This is a genomic window from Tindallia texcoconensis, from assembly GCF_055383815.1.
This window is the reverse complement of the sequence record NZ_AP042431.1, coordinates 2,686,956-2,707,178: the sequence shown is the minus strand read 5'-3', so window position 1 is coordinate 2,707,178 and position 20,223 is coordinate 2,686,956. Positions and strand designations below refer to the sequence as shown.

The 20,223-nt window shown below is 39.6% G+C and carries 15 protein-coding genes; 1 reads left to right on the top strand and 14 read right to left on the bottom strand.

The features are described from left to right. Positions 1 to 10 precede the first annotated feature (10 nt). The 9 genes from ACZ47N_RS12260 to rlmD all read right to left on the bottom strand — a co-directional run bounded on the left by ACZ47N_RS12260 (position 11) and on the right by rlmD (position 10,256). Positions 11 to 883 carry a phosphate/phosphite/phosphonate ABC transporter substrate-binding protein gene (locus ACZ47N_RS12260; RefSeq protein ID WP_464886831.1) on the bottom strand — a complete coding sequence of 291 codons (873 nt, stop codon included), beginning with the start codon at positions 881 to 883 and terminating at the stop codon, positions 11 to 13. A gap of 41 nt (positions 884 to 924) precedes the next feature. After that, a complete protein-coding gene (locus tag ACZ47N_RS12255; protein ID WP_464886830.1) occupies positions 925 to 2,016 on the bottom strand; it encodes a threonine synthase in 1,092 nt (363 codons plus the stop codon). An 18-nt stretch (positions 2,017 to 2,034) separates the two neighbouring features. Further along, a complete protein-coding gene (locus ACZ47N_RS12250) occupies positions 2,035 to 2,226 on the bottom strand; it encodes a YwbE family protein (RefSeq protein WP_464886829.1) in 192 nt (63 codons plus the stop codon). 42 nt (positions 2,227 to 2,268) lie between these two features. Next, positions 2,269 to 3,864 carry a family 10 glycosylhydrolase gene (locus tag ACZ47N_RS12245; protein WP_464886828.1) on the bottom strand — a complete coding sequence of 532 codons (1,596 nt, stop codon included), beginning with the start codon at positions 3,862 to 3,864 and terminating at the stop codon, positions 2,269 to 2,271. A gap of 169 nt (positions 3,865 to 4,033) precedes the next feature. Next, complete coding sequence (locus ACZ47N_RS12240; RefSeq protein WP_464886827.1) at positions 4,034 to 4,192, bottom strand: hypothetical protein; 159 nt, start codon at positions 4,190 to 4,192, stop codon at positions 4,034 to 4,036. 117 nt (positions 4,193 to 4,309) lie between these two features. After that, positions 4,310 to 5,095 carry a response regulator transcription factor gene (locus tag ACZ47N_RS12235; protein WP_464886826.1) on the bottom strand — a complete coding sequence of 262 codons (786 nt, stop codon included), beginning with the start codon at positions 5,093 to 5,095 and terminating at the stop codon, positions 4,310 to 4,312. 18 nt (positions 5,096 to 5,113) lie between these two features. Then, positions 5,114 to 6,847: a histidine kinase gene (locus tag ACZ47N_RS12230; RefSeq protein ID WP_464886825.1), complete on the bottom strand. Its 1,734-nt coding sequence runs from the start codon at positions 6,845 to 6,847 to the stop codon at positions 5,114 to 5,116. Between the two features lie 111 nt (positions 6,848 to 6,958). Further along, positions 6,959 to 8,734 (bottom strand): flavocytochrome c, encoded by a 1,776-nt coding sequence (locus tag ACZ47N_RS12225; RefSeq protein WP_464886824.1) that lies wholly within the window; start codon positions 8,732 to 8,734, stop codon positions 6,959 to 6,961. A 157-nt stretch (positions 8,735 to 8,891) separates the two neighbouring features. Next, positions 8,892 to 10,256, bottom strand: coding sequence for a 23S rRNA (uracil(1939)-C(5))-methyltransferase RlmD (gene rlmD / locus ACZ47N_RS12220; RefSeq protein WP_464886823.1), 1,365 nt, complete (start codon positions 10,254 to 10,256; stop codon positions 8,892 to 8,894). 183 nt (positions 10,257 to 10,439) lie between these two features. On the opposite strand from rlmD, the gene ACZ47N_RS12215 reads away from it, so the two are divergent. Beyond that, positions 10,440 to 11,777, top strand: a complete 1,338-nt coding sequence (locus tag ACZ47N_RS12215) for a GerMN domain-containing protein (protein ID WP_464886822.1) — start codon at positions 10,440 to 10,442, stop codon at positions 11,775 to 11,777. A 168-nt stretch (positions 11,778 to 11,945) separates the two neighbouring features. Here ACZ47N_RS12215 and pyk read toward each other — a convergent pair whose 3' ends face one another. The 5 genes from pyk to whiA all read right to left on the bottom strand — a co-directional run bounded on the left by pyk (position 11,946) and on the right by whiA (position 20,197). Next, the gene (gene pyk / locus ACZ47N_RS12210; RefSeq protein WP_464886821.1) at positions 11,946 to 13,703 is read right to left on the bottom strand and encodes a pyruvate kinase; all 1,758 of its coding nucleotides are present in this window, start codon (positions 13,701 to 13,703) and stop codon (positions 11,946 to 11,948) included. A 35-nt stretch (positions 13,704 to 13,738) separates the two neighbouring features. Beyond that, positions 13,739 to 14,698: a 6-phosphofructokinase gene (pfkA, locus tag ACZ47N_RS12205; RefSeq protein ID WP_464886820.1), complete on the bottom strand. Its 960-nt coding sequence runs from the start codon at positions 14,696 to 14,698 to the stop codon at positions 13,739 to 13,741. A 23-nt stretch (positions 14,699 to 14,721) separates the two neighbouring features. Then, complete coding sequence (locus tag ACZ47N_RS12200) at positions 14,722 to 18,276, bottom strand: DNA polymerase III subunit alpha (RefSeq protein ID WP_464886819.1); 3,555 nt, start codon at positions 18,274 to 18,276, stop codon at positions 14,722 to 14,724. Between the two features lie 25 nt (positions 18,277 to 18,301). Next, the gene (gene yqeB / locus ACZ47N_RS12195; protein ID WP_464886818.1) at positions 18,302 to 19,114 is read right to left on the bottom strand and encodes a selenium-dependent molybdenum cofactor biosynthesis protein YqeB; all 813 of its coding nucleotides are present in this window, start codon (positions 19,112 to 19,114) and stop codon (positions 18,302 to 18,304) included. A gap of 120 nt (positions 19,115 to 19,234) precedes the next feature. After that, entirely contained in the window at positions 19,235 to 20,197 is a 963-nt protein-coding gene (gene whiA, locus ACZ47N_RS12190) for a DNA-binding protein WhiA (protein ID WP_464886817.1), read from the bottom strand. Between the last annotated feature and the right edge of the window lie 26 nt (positions 20,198 to 20,223).

Genomic DNA, 20,223 nt, shown 5'->3' with positions numbered 1-20,223 from the left:
CTGATTAAGCTTAATCTTGTCCTCTTAAATCAATATTCATGATTTCTGCAGTCTTTCGAATCACCTGATAATCCTCATCTGTTGCTGGAATAAAACCATGCATATTGAAAAGATCCTTCAGCAGTTCTTTTCCATCTTCATGTTCTGCAATAGCTATCAATGCTTCCTGAATCTGATCTTTCATTTCCTCTTCCATAGAACCACTGGCAGTCACACTGATATTGGGAATATTATCTGTATATCCCAAAATCCGAGTATGTTCCATGGCATCTGGAAAATCTTGGCTATATCGTTCCCTAGCATCCACAAAAGTAACCGCCACATCAATATCACCATTCAGAAGCAACTGCAGAGATTGATCATGTCCTCCACTATAAACATACTGAATATCTCTTTCTAAATCAATGCCTTCTGTTACAAGATAAGCACCTGGAAATAAATACCCTGAAGTGGAAGATGGATCCACAAATCCTACGATTTTTCCTTTTATGTCCTGAAAACTATTAATGTCACTCTCTTCACTTACAAGAAACTGAGACTTATAAAAAGCTTCTCCATTCCGGTTAAGCGATGTCAAGATGACCTCAGCATCACTTTCCTGATTAGCCAACACGTAGGCAAGTGGCGGAATGAACCCAAAATCTACCTGTCCTGAACCTAGCCCTTCCACTACACCAACATAATTGGTGGCGGTAAACCCTTTTACCTTCACTCCTAATTCTTTGGAAAGCAATTCCGTTAATGGTTCTACAGATTCAATGAGTGTATCCCCATCTCTCATGGGCACAAACCCCATGGTTATCGTCTCTTCGTCTTCATTTCCGCAGGCAGTTAATACCAACATTATACACATTCCTATCAACACCAATGTACTATTTTTCACTTTTTTTCCCTCCAGTTCCTTTTATATAGTACTAAAGTACGTTAATCAGACTTCAGCCCAGCACCACACATAGGCAATAAACAGTCTCTTGGCTTGCCATGTTCTTGACTATACTTTAAATAAGCAGCATAAGTAGCCGCCGTAGTGTGCTCTACATATATGCCTTTTGATGCTAAAGCTCCTCTTGCTTCAAGAATATTCTTTTCTGGAGCTGTGATCACTTCAATATTGTATTGTCTTAGATATGCCAGTATTTCCTCTCCCCTTTTGGGTACACCAATGGCAATGCCCTCTGCCAATGTGGGTTTTGGAGTAATGGATACCGGTTGTGAAGCTCCTTCCACCATCGCTTTAGCCAGCGGGTCACACCCTTCACTCTGCACAGCAATAATCCAAGGCATCTTCTCTATCGTATCACTGTATACCAATTCTTCCAATGCCTTTATCGCACCTATGAGTAATGTCCCATTTCCAACAGGAATAAAAAGACATGCTGGAATTCGCTGAAGCTGTTCATAAATTTCATAGATATAGGTTTTTGTGCCTTCGAAGAAAAAAGGATGGTATACGTGATTAGCATAGTAACTATTTTCTGCCTCTACTTTTGATCGACACACTTGGGCACAATGATCTCTGGAACCCTTCACGACATTGACTTTCGCATGGTGAGATTGGATCATCTGAATTTTTTTGGAAGAAGTCCCTTCTGGAAGAAAGATCTCACAATTGATTCCTGCTTTTGCTGCATATGCTGCTACACTGTTGCCTGCATTCCCGCTGCTATCTTGAACAACACCCTTCACGCCAATATCCTTGCAATGGGACAACAACACCGCTGCACCCCTGTCTTTAAAGGAGAGGGTTGGCATGAAATAGTCCATTTTTATCAAAAGATCTTCTTCTAGTTGAATCACTGGCGTCATGCCTTCTCCTAAGCTGATCTCTCTCCAAGTTTCTCCTTTTAGTGGAAGGAAAGCCCGATAACGAAACATACTCCAAGTGTCTTTATCTACCAAAGACAAATCAAAAGGTGGCGGCATGTATTCCAATTTCCACAGGCCACCACAATGACACTGATGTTTTCTGGTCATAACCTCTTCTGTCGATTGACACGTTGAACAAGTAAGATTCATGTGATCGCTCCTCTTTCATCAGCAGATTTCTTTTACTCTCCCCACTATTCCACTCTCAAGCATTACTTTAATGCCATGAGGATGCGTAACAGCCTTAGTAAGTATTTTCCCTACGGTTCCTTCCGTTAGCTTTCCCGACATTTGATCTTGCTTTTTTACCACTTTAACCTTTATCCCTTGCTTTATATTGCCTCTTACCTTGCCATCCATGCTTTGTCCCTACTTTCCTTGATACTCATGATTTATTGCGACTTAGTTTACGTCTGTTTTCAAATGAACTTGATGTTTATGTGGGATCCATTCTACCTGAACCTCTAAGGCTTCCGATACAAAACGAAGTGGAACAAAAGTACGTCCCTGAACCACATCCGCTGCCGTATCCAAATCTACGGTTCTGCTATTTACCTGTGCTTGCCTTCGCCCTGGAACCATGGTAACTTCTGTGTCATTTCCAGAAATAGTCACGGTTTCAGTATCTTCATTCCAGTTCACTGTTGTGCCAAGGGACTCTGCTACATAGCGGACAGGAAGCATAGTACGCCCATCTGTATTAAGATACGCCTTTGGTTCGTTCACAGGTATATTCAAAAGAATATCATTAACATAAATGGATACTGGTTTGTCACGCTGCAACAATTGTTGTAATTCCCGACTCCGGTTAAGCGCACTAAAGTTGTAGAAAATGCTTCCTTTCACTTCTTGATATCGTTGATTTAATTCCAATTGCCTTTCTATTTCTGAAACCCCATGCCATGGACTAGCAGTATCTGTATTTCCGGTTCTATAGGCTGCCTGTCCAATATAAAGATCTACTCCCGACCCTGCTACAGCTTGACTCCACCATTCTAATAGAACACTATAGTCTGCAATTTCAAAGCCAATATACCAGTAAAGCTGGGGTGCAATATAATCAATGGTTCCTTCTTGAATCCAAGCCAATGGATCCGCGTAGTGAGCGTAATAGGTCTGGTTGCCTCTGGTCGCACTCCCCTTAGGATGATTGCTTTCATTTGCCCATATACCAAAAGGACTAATACCAAAAGAAACATCTCGTGGATGAGCTTTAATAGCCTGATATAAATCTCGAATAAGCGTATTCACATTTTCCCGTCTCCAATCTTCAATAGAATCAAAGGCTTGCCCATAACGAGAAAAGCTATGTGAATCATCAAAATCGTTTCCTGGATAAAAATAATCATCAAAATGAATACCATCAATATCGTAAAGCTCTATTAGCTCCATAGAACTATCAATCAGCAACTGTCGAACTTCTGGCAATCCTGGATCATAGTATAAGTTTCCATCCGTGTGATGCACCACCCATTCTGGATTCTGAACCCCAGGATGTGATGGATCCAGAGAGGCCACATCATGTGCAGGTTCTTCGGCTCTTTTTCGAGTGATCCGATAAGGATTTAACCATGCATGTAGTTCGATCCCTCTTCCATGAGCTTCGGTTACCCAAAACTCCAGCGGATCAAAACCTTCTCCTGGAGCTAACCCCTGACGACCAGTTAAATAACGGGACCATGGAAAATACCGAGAAGGATAGAAGGCATCTGAAGTTGGTCTCACCTGCAAAAAAACGGCATTAAGGCCGGCTGCCTCTGCTGTATTTAAAATATGCAATGCTTCCGCCTTTAACACCTCTGGATCCGTAGTAGGAGCCGATGGATAATCGATGTTAAGGACTGAAGCTACCCAAATCCCTTTCATGGGATGAGTGGCATTATCCCTTACAACCTGTTCTGCGTTGGCCTCTATCGTAACCATCGAGAACAACATCATAACGGCTATTACCATTAAACACATTACCTTCTGCTGTATGGCCAAAACTGGCTTTTTCATTTTATATCGTCCTTTCTTTTATGATGACATGGTTCTCTTTTATTATATCGCAAATCTTCCTGCATCAACAAATCAAAATATTTAATAGATTAAAATAAAAAAGACTGCCAGTGATAACCCGACAGCCCTTTGCTGCTTTCTTGATTTGTTAAAAGAATAAAAAACATCATTACTTGGTGATGGATCCACCTCGTTTATTGCTCTTGAAGGCCCGATTAGATCCGCTTCCCAGTTTATCGGAAGCACTGTTTGTCTGACCCTGTTGAGCACTTTTCTTTTTCTTTTCTTCAATGAGTTTTTTCATTCGATCCATAGTCTTATCGTTCATTGTTTACGCCTCTTCCCTTGACCTTTGATAGTATTTTATTCCTTCATATATTATACCCCAATTAGCTAACCTGTCAATTATTCCTCCACACCTTGAAAGCAACTAAGGACTGCTGAGTTAAAAAAAATCCATATCTTGCAGATTGCATTTTTCTTTGCGATACTGAAGGGGTGTTAATCCTACATTTTTTTTAAAGGTACGACTAAAATAGTGCTGACTTTTATATCCAACTTTTCTTGCAATATCGTAGATTTTGGCATTGGCTAAATCTTGCTCTAGTATCTCTTTTGCTCGATTGACCCGTACCTTTGTTAAGTATTCAATAAATGAATATCCCAACTCTTCCTTCATTAGCTTCGATAAATAATCCTTGTGGACATTTAAAAGGTTGGCCACTTTTTCTAGGGACAGATCTGGATCTCCATAGTTTTCTTTAATATATTCCTTTCCTTGTATTACAACCTTCGAACATCCTCCACATTTCTCTTCTACTTGTTCAATTTTTTTCATGTGTCGCTCAGGATACATATCAGCAAATGCTCTATTGGCTTTTTTTAATAATTTGAAAAAGTCACTTTGGGGGACTGGCTTTAATAAGTAATCAAAGGCTTGAAGTTTAATAGCCTCATGAGCATATTCAAAATAATCATATCCTGTAATATACACTATAAGAGCTTTAGGATTCTCTCTTTTAATATGCTTACCGAGATCTAGACCATTTAATCCTTCCATATGAATATCTAATAAATATAAATCCACAGAAGCCCTTAGACTATTCTCCAAACATTCCTCACCACTTTTTGCCTCAAAAGTGAATTCAAAACATTTGCTGTTGTCTAAAATCCATTTTTTCAACCCCCTGCGAATCTTGGGTTCATCATCTACAATCGCGATTTTCCACATAATTTTGCTTCCTCCTTATTAACCTTCCAAAATAGGATGTTTGATGCGCACAGTTGTCTTTCCTCCTACCCGCTCAAACCTTACTCCATAAAACTTTCCAAAGGTTAATTGTATCCGTTTATGGGTGCTATAAAGGCCAAATCCCACTCCCTCACCAGGTTTTGCCTCTCTCCTAAGGCATCGCTGAATTTCGTTAAGTTTAATGAAATCTATGGCATTCCCATCATCTTCTACCATTATAATTAAATCACCCTCTATTTTTTGAGCACTAATTTGAATCAAAAAAGGATTTCTGCTTTTTTTTCTGAAACCGTGGATAAGGGCGTTTTCCACAAGAGGTTGCAAGATTAGTTTTAATACAGAGCATTGCAATAATGTTTCATCATAGCATATCGTATATTCTAGTTCCTCTTCATACCGAGCTTTTAGCAATTGAAGATAACTTTCTATATGATCCAACTCTTTCTCTAAAGTAATTCTTTCAGCTCCTTGACTCAACCCTATTCGGTAATAGGTGCTTAACGCCTCCAAGAGTTCAACAGATTGTTCTGTTTCCTTTTCCATCACCGACCATCGAATGGTATCGATGGTATTATAAAGAAAATGTGGTTGAACTTGGGCATGGAGTATTCTGAGCTCCGCCTCCCTTTTTTCTTTTTGCTCCTTCTCAAATAAACCCTTTAAGTCTTTGATTTTCCCAATCATCCGATGAAAACTTTTTTCTAATTGTCCAATCTCATCTTCCCTTTGGCTTTCGTAGGATAGATCTAAGTTTCCTGTTTCAACAATCTCCATTTTCCGTTGCAAATCAACAATAGGCTCCGTAATTGTCTTTGAAAATTTTACCGATATAAAAAACTGCATTATAAGAACCGCAACCCCTAATAGAAAAACAGTGTAAATTAATTTATTGGTATCTTCCATCATAAGGGATTTAGAATAATCTATTCCTAAAGACCAACCATTTGTATTAGGAATCGTAGCATACACAACCATTCTTTCTTGACCATGAGGAGCCTTTATTTCCTGCATCCCATTCTTATTTTTTGAAATGCTATCCTTAAGAGCCTCTACTTCCATGTAATCTAATTTATTTAGGTTAAATAGATACATCCAATCTTTGTGAAGATCGCCTCCAGTTGTAAATAAATTAGAGGTTGAATCAACCAACCAAGCTTTTCCATCGTAGATTCTAATATCATGGGCAATTTGAGTAAAATTCTCTAAATAAATAGCGCCATTAATATATCCTATTAAATCTCCTTCCCCACTGTAAATCTTATGAATAATAACAATAATAGGTTCTTGATTTGAACGCGAAAAAATAGGGTCGCTAATCGCATAATCACTTTTAGATTGTTGGATTTCTTTAAAATAGGGTCGCTCAGAAATATCAATATACGTGTCGTTAGTAACCCAGGCATGTCCTTCTAAGCCAACAATAGCAAAAGATTCATAATCTATTTTATGCAATCTATCCATTCTCCGCATAAAAGGTTTATACTTATTTTTCTCCATAGATGACAGCTCTTCAGTTTCCGTTATTATCCTTAATTCAGCCACTCTTTTATTGATCCATCCGCCCAGCTCTTCAGCCTTTACTGTGATAATTTGCTGATTAAGATTCTTTGTTAAAGGAATATTCGTATTAGCAATTTGTGATTGGATGAGAAGAATACCTACGGAAAAGATGAATGTCGTTACAATACCAAAGAACAACAAAATTTTTCCACGAAGAGTTTTTTTCAACATATATTCCACGACCTTCTTTAGGTGTTTTTGTGTATTTTTTCACATGCTTTATGCAAAAAGCAGTACCCACTTCTCAAAGCAGGTACTGCCTTATTATACTATATTCTTTATTTATTGAGCAGCATTTCTTCCAGCTATTCTTCCAAAAACAATTAGATCTGATATTGCATTTCCACCTAACCTGTTTTTACCATGAATTCCTCCGGTTACTTCACCAGCTGCGTAGAGTCCTTCAATCCAATCACCTTCCGTTGAAACAACTTGGGCATTACCATTGATTTTCAATCCTCCCATGGTATGGTGTATCGCTGGTTTTACCTGTTGAATGTAATACGGTCCTTCTTTTAGAGCAACTAAATTTCCTCTCCTTTGGAAATCTTCGTCTTCGCCTTTTTCTACGAAGCTGTTATATCGCTGAATTGTCTTTTTTAAGGTTTCCACGTCAATGTCAAAGAATTCTGCTGCTTCTTCTATGGTATCCGCCTTAACAATTAAGCCTTGCTTTTCCATATTTTCAAATTCTGTTACATAACTATCCATATTGCTATTCTCTTTTATCGTCTTATCCCACACTAGATATCCAAGTGACTCTTCTTGGGCCAAAATCCCTTCAGAGATTACGTCTCTTCGATCCATTTCTTCAACAAACCGCTCTCCACTTTTATTAACTAATATGGCTCCATCAAACCTTGTGTCTGCAACATAGGATAAATGGCCTGTAAGAGGATTACAGGTTGGATAGGTTTGTATATATTCCATATCCGTCACAGCAGCTCCAATTTCTTGAGCTAGGACGATCCCGTCACCAGTGGCGCCTTTTTGATTGGTTGATTTGTAACGATCATCAATAACATCACTATACTTTTGGACCATTTCAATGTTTCCACCAAAACCACCCGTCGTTAGTACTACACCTTTTTCTCCATAATAATGAACAGTTTTTCCCTCAGAATTTTCGGTTTTAACACCAATCACTCTATTATTGTCATCCACCATAAGTTCATTTGCTTTTATCTTCTTATAAAGTGGTATTTCCATTTCATGAACCTTTCTTTCTAACTTCTGAATCAATTCTATCCCTGAACCTCCAATAGGGTATATGGCTCTTGGGACAGTATGTCCTCCAAAATGCATAAGATAATCTTCAATAAATTCCACTTCAACATAATCTCTCAACCATTCTCCATCTTCAGCAATATTTTCCGCCATAATTCGAACCAATTCTTCATTGCCTTTATAGTCTCCACCACTCATGGTATCTTGAAAATACTGCTCTACACTATCTTCAACACCCATCATTCCTTGAACCCAGCTATTGGGTGCATTGAATTCTCCTCCTGAGACTAAAGTGTTTCCCCCAGCAAATGGATTTTTTTCTATAATCGCGACATTGGCTCCCTGAGATTTTGCTTCAATAGCAGCGATCATTCCTGCTCCACCAGCACCTACGACGATTACATCATATTCCTTCTCTTCATCCGCAACGCCCAAGGTTAAACTCACTTTTTTTCCTTGCTCAAAATATTCTTCAGTAGCGCCTGCTTCTTCCAAAGCATTTTTTACTGCACTACGAAATCCTACAGAAGTAATAGTTGCTCCAGATACTGTATCCATATTGATACTATTGTGTTCTACCATCATATCCTTTAATTCACCAAAAATTGAATCCGATAAAACAGGTGTCTCTTTGTGACTTACAACTTCAATTCCCTGAATCTCTCCATCCGTAACGGTCACCTCAACGTGTATTTCTGCATTGTGTCCTTGGCCAACACCACTAAAAACACCATCTTTTAGCTGAGCTGCTGTGGAAGCTCCACATCCTGTAATAGCTGTTAACGACAAAATAATAATAAGCAGAAAAGATATTTTTTTCACATTTCCCATCAAAAACCCTCCTATAATAGATATTTTACTCTCTATTATTTTAACCAGTGATTCAGTTTCTGTATTTACACTAAAAAGAGGTTTTTTGGCTTTTTCCATAATCTTTCTGTTTGCAGCATCACAAACAATCCCTGAAAACACCGTAAATACTCTATTTTCAAGAGCTTATGCATTTATTTGTCAGCAGAACTACCGTCTCCACGTGCACCGTGTTCGGAAATAAGTCTACAGGCTGTACCATTACTGTTTTATATCCTTTAGTTTCTAAATACTTTAAATCTCTAGCTAGGGTTGCTGGATTACAAGAAACATAAATAATTTTGCTGGGATTAAGACTAGCCATCGCTTCTAAGACCAACTCATCGCAACCTTTCCGTGGTGGATCAACCACGATAACTTCTGGCATTAGGTTCTGGGTTGCTAATTCTGGCATCTTAACTTCTGCATTCGATGCATGAAATTCAACATTGGTTATGTTATTACGTTTTGCATTAATTCTGGCATCCTGCACCGCCGCTTCCACATTTTCGATTCCAACCACTTTACCAGCATCCTGAGCCAGCAGCAGTGACATGGTACCAATGCCGCAGTATACATCAAAAACAGTTTCATGGCCTTTCAAGTCAGCTATTTGAAGCACCTGGTTATATAACACTTCTGTTTGAACTGGGTTTACCTGAAAAAAAGCATGGGGTGAAATTTGAAACTCTAAGCCACAAAGCATATCAACAATATGATCTTTACCATTTAGTACTCGATTTTCAGACCCCATAATAACGTTGGTTTTTCTTTGATTCGTGTTAATAACCAAACTTTTCAGCTTTGGAAATGCTTGGGTCATTTTGTGAACTAAAAGATCTTCTTTCGGCAATTGGTAGCCATTAACCACCAACACAATCATTTGTTCTCCACTCTGAAAGCCAATTTTTGTTACCATATGCCGCAAAAGACCTGTACCTGTCTTTTCATCGTAAATGGAAGCTCCACTTTCCTCTATATAAGCTTTGAGTTCACGGATCACATCTTTGTTGAAGGGATGCTGAATTTTACAATCTTCCAGACTTACTATTTCATGACTCCCACGTTGGTAAAAACCAACCGAAAGCTTTTCGTGTGCAAATCCAATTGGAAATTGGGCCTTATTACGATATCGCAAAGGATTTACCATTCCGGCAATAGGCTTTATTGTGGTATCAATTTTTCCGATTCTCTTTAATGCGTCTTGCACTTGTTTTTCCTTAAAGGCGAGTTGCACATCATATTGAAGGGTCAATGTCTGACATCCACCACACAAGTCATGGTGCTGACATGGCGGATTCACTCTATCTGGTGAAGGTTCCTTCACACAAATCAAATCTGCCAATCCAAAATTCTTTCTTAATTTACGAATTCGCACCTCTACTCTATCTGCTGGAACCGTACCTGGAACAAAAAGAGGAAACCCATCCACTTTTCCTACGCCTTCCCCTTGATGCGTTAAATCTTCTATGATAACGGTATAATGTCCGTTTTCTTTTAACATTTTTCATCTATCCTTTCTCGCTTTTTCTTTGTGATCATGAAATTAATGACTATTCTTGCTTGTTCCCACCAATATGATATCATATAATAAACATCATTGAATAATAATGACACAATGGATCTTTATTAGAAAATACTTAAAATCAAAACAATGAAACTCTATGACGGAAAGTGAGTGACTCCTATGCGCCCATTAATAACAACGATTTTGCTAGTTCTGGCTCTGGCTTTTATAGGGGCCGGTATCCCTCTTTATATGGATAGCCTTGACTTAGATTTTGATTTTGATTTTTCATCCCCAGCCCCAGCACCGCTATCAAAAGAGACGCCCACTTACTCCCTTGAAACACAAGAGAGCAACGATCAAGAAATCACTCTAGCATACACCATCGACTTAACCAATGTGTCTAAAGACGATCGCCCTTCCTCCAACAGCTTTCTGGAAGTGGATCTATTCTATGCTGAAGAAAAACTTAGGCGCTTAACTACGGAAGAGTTAGCCCTTTCTGCCAACTTTGAAAAAACCGAAGAAGCTTCTTATGCAGAAGGTACGGTTACAGTATTTTTAGATGCCTTGAAGATTCCTGATGGAGACTATATGCTAAAACTCCATTTTATGACGGCAGATGGCGAATCCTTGATTCCATCTCAAGATTTCCCGCTAACCCTTTCTTCCATTAAGACCTACGAAGCTGCCCGTTGGGAAGCCCATCCCCAAACAACACCTTTGCAACTTTATTTTCCAGAGGAGTCTTATGAGCAATTAATACCCATTACTCGCTTTATTCCCCAGACCAACACGACTCTTCGTGGAACCGTTACACAACTAGAACAAGGGCCTGCTGACGATTTAGGACTAGTATCTGGATCACCCATTCCTTCTGTACCACGCATTCAACTTTCCGGCGGCGTCACCAGTTTATATCTCACCAATCAACTGGAGGGCTATAATGAAAATGAATCTATTGCTAAATCTGCTGTATACAGCTTGGTGGAGTCTCTAGGGTTTATCCCAGAAGTTAGAGAGATACAGTTTTACTTTAATAATCAAATATTAGGGGAAGGCTTCCTTGGTATAGACACCAGTCAGCGTTTTTACCCCTCTGAAGGTCCAGCTTTTTATCCAGCTTATGTGACAGAAGCTGGCAGAGGGTTCCTCTATCCTGTTTATGTGGATGAATGGGATCCATCTAATTTGCTGGAAAACTTGAGCTATCGCCAGAGGATACATGATTACAATCATCGGTTTCAACCTACCTTACCAAGTGATGTGTTGCTTCTTGGGTATGACTTGGCAGAAAATACATTGGAGTTAAATTTTAATACTGCTTTTGCTGAATTTATCTCTGAAGCCCCGGTTCGTGGAAGAATGATGATGGATAGCATCCTTCTAACGGCTGGTTCCTTACCAGAGGTAGATTTAGTTCATTTATTAGTGGAGGGGTCTCCCAGGGAGTTGATCCAAGAATTAGACACTGCTGACCCGATTCCAATCCCAGTTTATGTAAACCCAGAGAATTAAGAAAAACGAATCAAGAACAAACAAAGAAAAAGAGCCCACCTTGAGGCAGGCTCTCCAGACAAATAAGTCTGTATCATAAAAAAAGGGAGAGGATGTGTTACACGTTTATCATAACACGTTCCTCTCTTTTTTATATTACCATTATGTTAACATCAGGTTAAAAAAAAATTACAAAGCTCTCGTTCTTCCACTATATATTTGTCCACGAGCCGTATCTACTGTTACTATATCTCCATCTTTTAAGGTTTGAGTGGCATCCTTGGCTCCGACCACCGTAGGGGTATGAAAATTCAAACCAATCACTGCTGCATGACTCGTTAAACCACCGGCCTCTACAATAAGGGCACCAGCTTTTTCCATGGTGGGAACCATATCTGCATCCGTAAATTCGCTGACGAGAATCTCTCCCTCTTCCAGTTTTTCCCAGGTAGATGGGTCTTCTGTGAGTACTTTAACGGTACCAGTATAGCTTTTGCTACCAATACCTGTCCCTTTAACCAACACTTCTCCTACAATATGTGCTTTAATAAGATTGGTGGTTCCCGCAACTCCAACTGGTACACCTGCCGTAATTACTACTAAATCACCCCGCTGGATAAACTGGTGTTCTAAGGCTTTCTCTATAGATACATTAATAATATCATCTGTTGATTCGGAGTATTCCGTTAACACAGCGTAGGTACCCCAGCTTAGGGCCAGTTGGCGGGTGACTTGTCGATCTGTCGTAGCAGCAATGACCAATTGGGCAGGTCTGAATTTTGATACCATTCTGGCCGTATGACCAGAGGAGGTGGATGTAATAATGGCCGCAGCGCCTAAATCCATGGCTATATGTGTGGTAGCATCACTAATGGCGTCGGTAATACTGGTTTCTTTATCGTTGGCTTTTTGTTTCATCACATCATAATAATTAATTGAAGCTTCAGTTCGGTGGGCAATTTGTGTCATCATACGAACTGCTTCAACAGGATACTTTCCAGCGGCGGTTTCACCAGAAAGCATAATGGCATCGGTTCCATCTAAAATAGCATTGGCAACGTCTGTAGCCTCGGCCCTTGTAGGCCTTGGGTTTCGAATCATCGAATCCAACATTTGAGTAGCAGTAATAACCGGCTTGCCTACTCGATTGCATTTTCGAATCATGTCTTTTTGTGCCATAGGGATTTCTTCTGTAGGAATCTCTACGCCTAGGTCTCCTCTGGCAACCATAATCCCATCACTGGCTTCAATAATATCCGACAGATTATCCATGCCTTCCTGATTTTCTATTTTTGAAATAATTTTAATTTTTTCAGCATTATTTGCTTCTAAAATTTCTCGAATGGCCAGCACATCGCTGGCTTTCCGCACAAAAGAAGCAGCAATAAAATCTATCCCATTATGAATACCAAACTCTATATCTTCCTTATCTTTTTGCGTAAGGGATGGTAAATTTATCTTAACACCTGGAACATTGACACCTTTATGATTTTTCACTTCTCCAGCATTTTCTACGCGACATTTAATCTCCGTTTGATCAATGATTTCTTTAACTCTAAGTGCTACCAATCCATCATCAATTAAAATTGTATCCCCAGGTTTCACATCTTGGGCTAAATTCTTATAACTGACACTACAAATTTCATGAGTGCCTTCTACATCTCGGGTAGTAATGGTGTACTCCTGACCCTCTTCTAATGTAACGACAGGATCTCCAAAGACTCCCGTTCGAATTTCTGGTCCTTTGGTGTCTAGCAAAATCGCAATGGGCTTTTTTAAGCTTCGCCGCACTTCTTTGATCGTGTCCATACGAATTTGATGTTCTTCATGGGTACCGTGAGAAAAGTTAAGGCGAGCAACATTTAATCCATTCTCGACTAGTTCCGTAAAAATTTCCTTGCTTTCACTGGCTGGTCCAATTGTACAAACGATTTTTGTTTTTTTCATTTTTAGCTAGCCTCCTTCAATCTTGCTTCAATGAACTAAATAGATAAAACGCTTGCCAATTCGTAAGTATCCATATCTAATCTTTTTTTCATGGCAAGGGCTTTCTCAATTTCAACAGCTACAATTTCATTACACTTCATACCCACTGTCAGCCCTTTTTTATCTTCCAATATCATTTTCACTGCTTTTGCTGCTAATTTACTGGCTAGAATCCGGTCGAAAGCCGTCGGGTTTCCACCACGCTGAATATGGCCAAGAATTGTTGCTCGAGTCTCCATGCTAGTTTTTTCTTCTATTTTTTTCGCAATGTCTACTGCACTCCCAGCTCCTTCTGCCATTAAAATAAGACTGTGGAGTTTCCCTCTATTTTTGCCTCTAATTATTTTTTGACATACTTCATCAACACTTTGTGGGATTTCTGGTACAATGATGCTTTCTGCACCGCCGGCCAAACCACAATAAAGTGCAATATCCCCACAATGCCTTCCCATCACTTCCACGATATTTACCCTCCCATGGGAACTGGAAGTATCTCTAATTTTACTGATGGCATCCACCACCGTGTTGATAGCCGTATCAAAGCCAATACTATAGTCTGTATACTCCAAGTCGTTATCGATAGTGCCTGGAACGCCAATGGCTGTAATTCCCATCTCGTTTAATTTCTGAGCTCCAGCTATAGAACCATCACCTCCAATAACAACTACTCCATCAATCCCAAAAACATCTAAAACGTTTTTTGCCTTCTTTTGTCCAGCTTCGGTTCTGAACTCATCAGATCGTGCCGTCCTCAGCACAGTCCCTCCCCGATGGATAATATCTGCTACTGAAGACAAACTCATTTCTTTCAATTTTGCATTTACAAGTCCATCATAACCTCGTTCAATTCCAAACACTTTGCAGTCATTATAAATACCACTTCTAACCACAGCTCGAATGGCTGCGTTCATGCCAGGGGCGTCTCCTCCACTTGTTAAGACTCCAATGGTTTTCATAATTATTCCTCCATTTCCGATGCTTAGGATATCCCAGTGATTTTGACAGATTGATCTCCAAAAACTCGTCGTAGCTGTTTAACAAGCTGAGGGTCCTGCTTCACCCAAAGAGCGGATTCGGCTTGAAACTTTTTCTTTGTATTTTCAATATAAACCACCACGGGGATATTCCCGCTATATGCTCGCAATAGTGGTTTCACTTGCTCTAGCAGCATCAGTTGATCACTGTTTTTGATTCGAATCCATAACAATGGTTTGTTGTCATCGGATTTTATTGGTTTACCCCTGGGTGGATTGGATTTTATCGGATGTCCGACTTCCTGCTTTCGAATTCTAGTAGTCCACTCAACGGCTTTTTCTAGCGGTGCTAGATCATTCACCAACACCTTAGGGGCTTCCTCGTCTCGGCAGTCCAATATGCCATCCACCACAACTATTTCATCTTCTTGAACCAAAGGAAGACATTTGTCCAATACCTTTGGAAAAACAATGCACTCTACGGTTCCATAAAGGTCTTCCAGCTGCATGATCGCCATCATCTGATTATGTCTTGTGGTTTTCATACTCTTAGATAAAATCATTCCACCTATGGTAAGACGCTGTCGATCTTTTAAAAATGTCGACATGGGATCTTCAAGCATTTTAAGAAAATCAGCTGTATTGGCCATCACGTTTTTCTTCAAAAATGCTTCGTGCTCGGATAATGGATGTCCGCTAATATATAGTCCTAGTACTTCTTTTTCCATACTAAGCTTAATAGGTGGTGCAAACTCTTCTACATCAGGGAAGCTTTCAACAGGTGATGCCAATTCATCTGTGCTCTCCATATTAAAAAGATCCAGTTGTCCCTCCAGGTTTTCTTTCTTTCTTCGAGAAGCACTTTCCATAATTCGCTCAAAAACTGCCATCAATTGTGCTCGTTGATAGCCAAAACTATCAAAAGCACCGGCTTTTATCAGACTTTCCAAGGCTCTTTTATTCAAGTCTTTTGAATGTAGCTTTTCACAAAAATCAGAAAAGCTTTTATAGGATCCTTCTGTTTTTCTGATTTTTACCATTTGCTGAATCATTTGATTGCCAACATTTTTAATAGCAGACATGCCAAAACGAATGCTTTTTTCGCTCACAGAAAAATGTGATGAGCTCTGGTTTACATCCGGCGGCAAAACTTGAATTTTCATGCGTTTGCAATCTTGCATGTATTCAGCGACTTTAGCTGCATTGCCCATAATACTGGTCATTAGTGCCGCCATAAATTCCATGGGATAATGAGCTTTCAAATAGGCGGTTTGATACGCAAGCACCGCATAGGCTGCCGCATGAGATTTATTAAATGCGTAGTTGGCAAAATCAATCATTTCATCATAAATTTGATTAGCTGTTTTTTCTGGAATCCCTTTAGCGATACAACCTTCTATTTCTAGTGTTCCATCTTCATTTTTCTTTCCATATATAAAGTTTTGGCGTTCCTCTTCCATGACATCCATCTTCTTTTTACTCATGGCTCTTCTTACCAGATCGCTTCGCCCATAGCTATACCCTGCCAAGTCACGAACCACCTGCATAACCTGTTCTTGGTAAACCAAACATCCATAGGTGACATCAAGAATTGGCTCTAAGGTTTCATGCAAGTAGGTAACGGCTTTGGGATTATTTTTGTTCCGAATATACTTGGGAATAGAATCCATAGGACCTGGTCTGAAAAGGGAAATACCAGCAATAATATCCTCAAATCCTGATGGTTTCAATTCTTTCATAAACTGAATCATACCAGAACTTTCCAATTGAAAAACGCCCAAAGTCTCTCCACGACTAATCAAGTCATAAACCGCCGGATCTTCAAAGTTCATCTGGCTAAAATCTGGAGGAACCATACCATTCAGTTGTATGTTTTCTAAAGCATGCTGTATGACTGTTAAAGTTCGCAGTCCTAAAAAGTCCATTTTAAGAAGGCCTAACTCTTCCAAGGTGCCCATGGGAAATTGTGTGGTTATGCTATCCTCGTGCATGTATAGAGGTACATATTCTTCTAAGGACTCTTTGGAAATAACAACTCCCGCCGCATGGGTACTCGCATGTCGTGGCATTCCTTCCAATTTTTTCGCCATATTGATAAGGTATTTGGATCGCTGATTTTCTTTGGTTAGCTGAATCAGTTGAGGATTAAGATCCAAGGCTTTATCAATTGTCATCCCTATTGCCATGGGAATCATCTTTGCAATCATATCCACTTCCGCATAGGGCATATTGATGACCCGACCAACGTCTCTAATGGCAGCTCTTGCAGCCATGGTTCCAAAGGTGATGATTTGTGCTACTTTATCTTCACCATATTTTTCAATGACATATTGGATGACTTCTTCTCGGCGTTCATAACAAAAATCAATATCTATATCTGGCATGGAAACACGTTCTGGATTCAGAAATCGTTCAAAGATAAGTCCATATTTAAGTGGATCTACATCCGTGATGCCAAGAGCATATGAAACAAGGCTTCCCGCTGCACTTCCTCTCCCTGGACCTACTGGTATTCCATTTTCTCTGGCAAAACGAATGAAATCCCATACAATCAGAAAGTATTCTGTATAACCCATTTTTTGGATGGTGTCCAATTCATGTCCCAGTCGATCTTTTACGGATTTTTCAGGCTCTGGAAAACGTTGGCATAACCCTTCCCAACATAGTTTTTCCAAGTATTCATCCAGTCCTACACCATGGGGTGGCAGATACTCTGGTAAATGAATCGTATCAAAATCAAAATCCACCTGACATCTTTCTGCAATTTTAAGTGTATTTTCCAAGGCTTCTAAATGTTCAGGAAAGGTGGCTTGCATTTCTTCCGAAGATTTTAAGTAAAACTGATCGTTTGGAAACCTCATCCTTTCTTCATCGTCCTGATTTTTCCCTGTTTGTATGCACAAGAGTAGATCATGAGCTTCTGCATCTTCCTGTTGCACATAGTGGACATCATTAGTGGCAACCAGAGGAATTCCAGTTTCATCACTCAAACGAATCAATTCTAGATTCACAATTTTTTGCTCTTCCAATCCGTGATCCTGCAGTTCTAAGTAAAACCCATTTTTTCCAAAAAGCTGCTGTAAATAAACAGCCAATTTTTTTGCCTCTTGATATCTTTCAGAAAGCAGCAATTGCTGGATATCTCCAGCCAAACAAGCACTTAGACAAATCAATCCCTCTGCATGTTTTTCCAGAAGTGCGTAGTCAATACGTGGTTTATAGTAAAATCCCTTTAGATATCCTTGTGAAACAATTTTCATGAGGTTTTGATATCCTACATTGTTTTTAGCTAGCAACACCAAATGACCCTGATCTTTATCACGACCAGGATCTTTATCCGTCATGCCACGAGGTGCCGTATACACTTCACAACCGATAATGGGATGAATTTTTCGCTTTTTTGCTTCTTTATAAAAATCAACGACACCAAACATGGTGCCGTGATCCGTAATGGCAACAGCCTTCATGCCCAGTGCCTGTACTCGGTCCATCAAGGGCCCAATTGTGGCAAATCCGTCCAGAAGGCTGTATTCCGTATGCAAGTGAAGGTGGACAAACATAAAATCACCTTATTCCTAAATAAGTTTAATCAATATTAAGCTGTTTTTCATTTTTCAGATACAAGATAGCTTCTAACACTCCACCAGCTACATCTCTTGACCTTTGAGACAATCGATAACATTGTTCTTCTGTAACATCTGGGTCTATTTCCAAGATTTTTTGGTCTTTCCAAATCTTGCTCCCATTTTTGATGATGCCTCGTAGCATCCCATGTTGTTGAGCACGAATAGTATGTCCTGCTACTTCAGCTAGCTTTTGTCCTTTCGAAACTTGATCGCCAATTTCAGCAAATGTCTTCGCCAGTCCTTCTGCAGGAGAATTTTGCACTTTATTATACTCAAACCCATCGCTTTCACCTGGCATGTTGGTCTCTGGCTCAGCAGATCCTTCAAAAATCAGCCGACCTTGATCATGTCCTAACTTTGTTTCTATAACAATATCTACATCTTTAGCGGCTTCAAAACCAGATCCAAGAGCAATGGTTATGGTAGCCATATTCCGATGAGTACCAAGATTTTTCTTAGCCAAAATGGCATCCACCAGAATATCAACAGGTATTTCTTTCAGAACATCGCAATCCGAGTCTACAATAATAGGAATTTGCTTTTTATCCCACGCTTGTATAATCCCTGGAACATCTTCTACTTTTACTCCTTTAATCCCTTGAACCATCATTTCATTATCAAAAACGGCTTGGGCATATGATACAGTTCGACGAATGGAAAATGGATACTCATTCTCAATGATAAATACCTTGAATCCACTTCTACGAAGCTTGTGTGCGATTGCTGTTCCTACTTCTCCGCCGCCACGTATGGCAACGATATCCCGCAACATACCATCCACTCCCCTTCTTTATTCATTCCTTGCGCTTAGCTGCGGCTTTGATATACTCCTTCATTATACTTCATTTTGTATTTAAGGTGAAGTACTAATACGCCTCTTGAATGATTTCTTTTATCCTATTTCTTTTTTTCCTTTGCGAAGACTTTTCTCTATTTGCTCTAATTTTCGAAATCGATGATTTACCCCTGACTTCCCAATAGGCGGGTCTAATTGCTCTCCTAGTTCCTTTAAACTAGCCTCTGGATACTTCAATCTTGCTGCTGCAATACTCCTCAACACAGGCGATAACTGTTCTATACCAATTCGCTGGTCAATATATCGAATCATTTCTACTTGCTTCATAGAAGCCTGAACGGTTTTACTCAAATTAGCTGTTTCGCAGTTTACAATTCTATTGATATCGTTTCTCATTTGTTTCAATATTCTTATATTCTCCATTGCCAACAATGCACTATGAGCACCCATAATATTGAGTAGGTCAACAATTTGTTCGCCTTCTTTTAAGTACAGTACTTGAGATCCTTTACGTTCTATAATACGTCCTTCAATGCCGTACTCTTTCAACATGCTTTGAATGTCCTGCAAATGCATCAATCGATTGGATACAAATTCCATATGATAGTTTTTTTCTGGAGCACTAATTGAACCACTTCCAAGAAAGGCTCCACGCAAAAAAGCTCTTCTGCAGTGTTGTGATTTAAATCTTTTTAGAGGCCTAATGGGCTCCAGGGAGATTGATTCGTTTTTAAGACTAATCAGTCCCGTTTCTTGGAGGATGCGTTTGCTATCTTCCGTATCTAAGACGAACAGACTGTATTGTTTGCCCTTGCGAAAGCGATTTGTCTGTCGAACTTGTATCTCTGTATTAACAGAAAAAACGAATTTAATGAGTTTGAAGATTTTTCGGGCTGTTGATGGATTTTCTGTTGTCAGATGTATCCTAATATGATGACTACCATTAAGTTCAATGGAACCAGCGGAACTCAGTATGCCAGATAGCTCTGCCATCTGGCAACATTGCTGGTCAGGGAGAATTCTTGCCAACTCTTCCTTTGTTTCTGTTGAAAAGGACATCCCTTCCCCTTCTTTCTTTACAGATC

What these genes read in the sequence shown, in the direction of transcription:
- ACZ47N_RS12255 (WP_464886830.1), bottom strand. Translation starts at nt 2,016, where the DNA reads ATGAATCTTACTTGTTCAACGTGTCAATCGACAGAAGAGGTTATGACC.
- ACZ47N_RS12250 (WP_464886829.1), bottom strand. Translation starts at nt 2,226, where the DNA reads ATGGATGGCAAGGTAAGAGGCAATATAAAGCAAGGGATAAAGGTTAAA.
- ACZ47N_RS12245 (WP_464886828.1), bottom strand. Translation starts at nt 3,864, where the DNA reads ATGAAAAAGCCAGTTTTGGCCATACAGCAGAAGGTAATGTGTTTAATG.
- ACZ47N_RS12240 (WP_464886827.1), bottom strand. Translation starts at nt 4,192, where the DNA reads ATGAACGATAAGACTATGGATCGAATGAAAAAACTCATTGAAGAAAAG.
- ACZ47N_RS12235 (WP_464886826.1), bottom strand. Translation starts at nt 5,095, where the DNA reads ATGTGGAAAATCGCGATTGTAGATGATGAACCCAAGATTCGCAGGGGG.
- ACZ47N_RS12230 (WP_464886825.1), bottom strand. Translation starts at nt 6,847, where the DNA reads ATGTTGAAAAAAACTCTTCGTGGAAAAATTTTGTTGTTCTTTGGTATT.
- ACZ47N_RS12225 (WP_464886824.1), bottom strand. Translation starts at nt 8,734, where the DNA reads ATGGGAAATGTGAAAAAAATATCTTTTCTGCTTATTATTATTTTGTCG.
- rlmD (WP_464886823.1), bottom strand. Translation starts at nt 10,256, where the DNA reads ATGTTAAAAGAAAACGGACATTATACCGTTATCATAGAAGATTTAACG.
- ACZ47N_RS12215 (WP_464886822.1), top strand. Translation starts at nt 10,440, where the DNA reads ATGCGCCCATTAATAACAACGATTTTGCTAGTTCTGGCTCTGGCTTTT.
- pyk (WP_464886821.1), bottom strand. Translation starts at nt 13,703, where the DNA reads ATGAAAAAAACAAAAATCGTTTGTACAATTGGACCAGCCAGTGAAAGC.
- pfkA (WP_464886820.1), bottom strand. Translation starts at nt 14,698, where the DNA reads ATGAAAACCATTGGAGTCTTAACAAGTGGAGGAGACGCCCCTGGCATG.
- ACZ47N_RS12200 (WP_464886819.1), bottom strand. Translation starts at nt 18,276, where the DNA reads ATGTTTGTCCACCTTCACTTGCATACGGAATACAGCCTTCTGGACGGA.
- yqeB (WP_464886818.1), bottom strand. Translation starts at nt 19,114, where the DNA reads ATGTTGCGGGATATCGTTGCCATACGTGGCGGCGGAGAAGTAGGAACA.
- whiA (WP_464886817.1), bottom strand. Translation starts at nt 20,197, where the DNA reads ATGTCCTTTTCAACAGAAACAAAGGAAGAGTTGGCAAGAATTCTCCCT.